A 2,788-nucleotide genomic window follows, 5' to 3' on the forward strand; every position below is an offset into this window, starting at 1 on the left:
GTTCGCAGGGGGTGCCGGGGTTGACGACGAGGGCGGGCGGGCAGCGCGGGTTCCAGGCGTCGGCTATCCAGCGCAGGGAGGCGCGCGAGTACACCAGGTCGGGGCGGGGCGCGGGCAGCATGCCGTCCGTGAAGAGTTCCCAGCGCTCGGTGCCGGTGCGGGGGTCGCGGGTGAACGTGCGGTGGACGCGGTCGGGTTGGGCGTCGTAGGCGTCGCGCGACATCACGTAGTAGAGGCGGACGCGGGCCAGTACGTCGTAGTACGCGGTCCAGTCGCCGCGGGCTCTGGCCTCGGCCAGGGCGCGCTCCGTGTCCGTCGGCGGGGTCCAGGCGGGCGGTGCGGGAGGCCCGAAACCGGCGGGGGACGGTCCGAACGACATAGGGCTCGCTGTCCTTCCAGGGGCAGGCCGACCGGGACGACCCGGTTGACCGGGCCGATCAGGTCAACACCACTGCTGATCCCGGCACATTGCCATACGGGACTGAGACACCCCTGTGCGGCCCCGTGCCGTGTTCCCTCAACTCCCGGTCCGCCGCGCAGGGTTCCCGCGCATGCCGAAGCCCCCGGCCGCAATCGCAGCCAGGGGCCTCACACGCGGCACTGCTTACTGCACGGCATGCAGACGCGGTGAACCTCAGACGTTGACGCCGAAGTCCTGGGCGATGCCGACCAGGCCCGAGGCGTAGCCCTGGCCCACGGCGCGGAACTTCCACTCCGCGCCGTTGCGGTACAGCTCGCCGAAGACCATCGCCGTCTCCGTCGCCGCGTCCTCGGAGAGGTCGTAGCGGGCGATCTCGGCGCCGCCGGCCTGGTTCACGATGCGGATGTACGCGTTGCGGACCTGGCCGAAGTTCTGCGAGCGGGTCTCCGCGTCGTAGATCGAGACCGGGAAGACGATCTTCTCGACGTCCGCCGGGAGGCCGGCCAGGTTGACGTTGATCGCCTCGTCGTCGCCAGCGCCCTCGCCCGTGCGGTTGTCGCCGGTGTGGACGATCGTCTGGTCCGGGGTCGACTTGTTGTTGAAGAAGATGAAGTGTCCGTCCGAGTACACCTTGCCCTCGGGGTTGACCGCGATCGCCGAGGCGTCGAGGTCGAAGTCCGTGCCGGTGGTGGTGCGGACGTCCCAGCCGAGGCCTACGGTGACGGCGGTCAGGCCCGGGGCCTCCTTGGTGAGCGAGACGTTGCCACCCTTGGACAGGCTTACAGCCATTGTTGGGAGTCCTTCCCTCGTTGCGGTGCGGGCTTCGTACTGGAGACGAAGCTACCGGTACCTGTATGAACGCCAAGAGGGGTACCGAAGGTTCCAGGTGACTTTACTTTCTTTACCCGGAGATGTCCGAGGTAATTGGCGTGACGTGGACGGGACAGACACGCGACCATGGGGGACATGTCCGGTCCCTATCTCATCCGCGGCTCCGTCTCCCTGCCCGAGGCCGAGCTCATGTGGCGTTTCTCGCGGTCGTCAGGGCCGGGCGGGCAGCACGTCAACACCAGCGACTCCCAGGTGGAGCTGCGCTTCGACCTCGCGAAGACCGAGGCGCTGCCCGAGGTCTGGAAGGCGCGCGCCCTGGAACGGCTCGCCTCACGTCTCGTCGACGGCGTCGTCACCGTACGGTCCTCCGAGCACCGCTCCCAGTGGCGCAACCGCGAGACCGCCGCGGTACGCCTCGCGGCCCTGCTCGCCGAGGCCACGGCCCCGCCACCGAAGCCGCGCCGGGCCACGCGTATTCCCCGCGGTATCAATGAGCGCCGGTTGCGGGAGAAGAAGCAGCGGTCGGATACGAAGCGGGGGCGGAACGGGCGGGACTGGGGATAGTTCCCTGGTGCCGGGTGCTTGTTGTCACATGGGCGGCCGCGCTGAATTCCTGGAGAACGGCGACGGCGCCGACGAAAACAATGGCACGCAAAACCACGGTGAATTCCTCGCCGCCCGCCCCGAACACACCCCTACTCCAGCTCCAACACCCCCACCGTCTCCCCCTCGCTCAGCTCCCTGTTGGGCCGGAAACCCAGCCCCGCGTAGAACCCGGCCGGCCCCGACGCGCCCTCGTGCCACGTCACGTACAGCTCCTTGCCGCCCCGGTGACGGATCTCCGCGGCGACGGACTCCACGGCGAACCGGCCGTAGCCCCGGCCCTGTTGGTCCGCCGCGATGTTCAGGCGCCAGAGGCCGGAGCGGATGACGGAGCCGTCCAGGTTCCAGTCGATGTCGAAGAAGGCCATGACGAAGCCGACGGGGCGGTCCTCGTCGACGATCAGGCGGGGCCAGGCGGTGCCGGGGTGGACATAGGCCTCGGCGAGGGACTTCATGACGGGGGAGACCGCGAACTCCTGGTCGGGACGGACCCGAATGCCCACGGCGGCCTCGAAGAGATCACCCCGAGCAACTTCGAGGCCGCCGTGGGCATTCGGGTCCGTCCCGACCAGGAGTTCGCGGAACCGAATGCCCNCGGCGGCCTCGAAGTTGCTCGGGGTGATCTCTTCGAGGCGGGGGCCGGAACCGGAACCAGGACCGGCGGCGGTGATCGTCGTCATGCGTGCACGGTAGGCGGTCGGATCAGCGACGGGCGAGAGAATTAGCCGACGCCACCAGCACCGCGACCACCACCGTCATCATCCCAACTGCCGCTGCCGCTGCCGCTGCCGAAACGCGGGCTATCGCCGCCGCCGCCACCGCCAGGCCTGCCACCGCCGACATACCTGCGACCGCCGACACACCAGCCGCCGCCGTCGCGCCGGCTACCGCCGTCACATCAGCCGCCACCGGCAGGCCAGTTGCCCGCCATGT

General features: G+C 69.4%; 4 protein-coding genes and 1 pseudogene. 1 reads left to right on the forward strand and 4 read right to left on the reverse strand.

All coding sequences use genetic code 11. From position 1 onward, the window contains the following. Nucleotides 1-379: pseudogene (locus JHN63_RS50755) on the reverse strand (hypothetical protein); the annotation flags it as partial. Between the two features lie 255 nt (nt 380-634). After that, nucleotides 635-1,210 (reverse strand): TerD family protein, encoded by a 576-nt coding sequence (locus JHN63_RS50760; RefSeq protein ID WP_019057183.1) that lies wholly within the window; start codon nt 1,208-1,210, stop codon nt 635-637. A 168-nt stretch (nt 1,211-1,378) separates the two neighbouring features. Between JHN63_RS50760 and arfB the strand changes: the two genes are divergently transcribed. After that, complete coding sequence (arfB, locus tag JHN63_RS50765) at nt 1,379-1,816, forward strand: alternative ribosome rescue aminoacyl-tRNA hydrolase ArfB (RefSeq protein ID WP_200691893.1); 438 nt, start codon at nt 1,379-1,381, stop codon at nt 1,814-1,816. A gap of 131 nt (nt 1,817-1,947) precedes the next feature. Here the strand turns inward: arfB and JHN63_RS50770 are convergent, their stop codons facing one another. Both JHN63_RS50770 and JHN63_RS53700 read right to left on the reverse strand, forming a co-directional pair. Continuing rightward, nucleotides 1,948-2,535 carry a GNAT family N-acetyltransferase gene (locus JHN63_RS50770; protein WP_200691894.1) on the reverse strand — a complete coding sequence of 196 codons (588 nt, stop codon included), beginning with the start codon at nt 2,533-2,535 and terminating at the stop codon, nt 1,948-1,950. A 22-nt stretch (nt 2,536-2,557) separates the two neighbouring features. Further along, a partial coding sequence (locus tag JHN63_RS53700) for a hypothetical protein (protein ID WP_234478938.1) occupies nt 2,558-2,788 on the reverse strand: 231 nt, incomplete at its 5' end.

This window comes from Streptomyces sp. MBT65, assembly GCF_016612545.1.
GTDB lineage: Bacteria > Actinomycetota > Actinomycetes > Streptomycetales > Streptomycetaceae > Streptomyces.

Excerpts from the sequence above, each read along its gene's own strand:
- JHN63_RS50760 (WP_019057183.1), bottom strand. The coding sequence starts at position 1,210 with ATGGCTGTAAGCCTGTCCAAGGGTGGCAACGTCTCGCTCACCAAGGAG.
- arfB (WP_200691893.1), top strand. The coding sequence starts at position 1,379 with ATGGGGGACATGTCCGGTCCCTATCTCATCCGCGGCTCCGTCTCCCTG.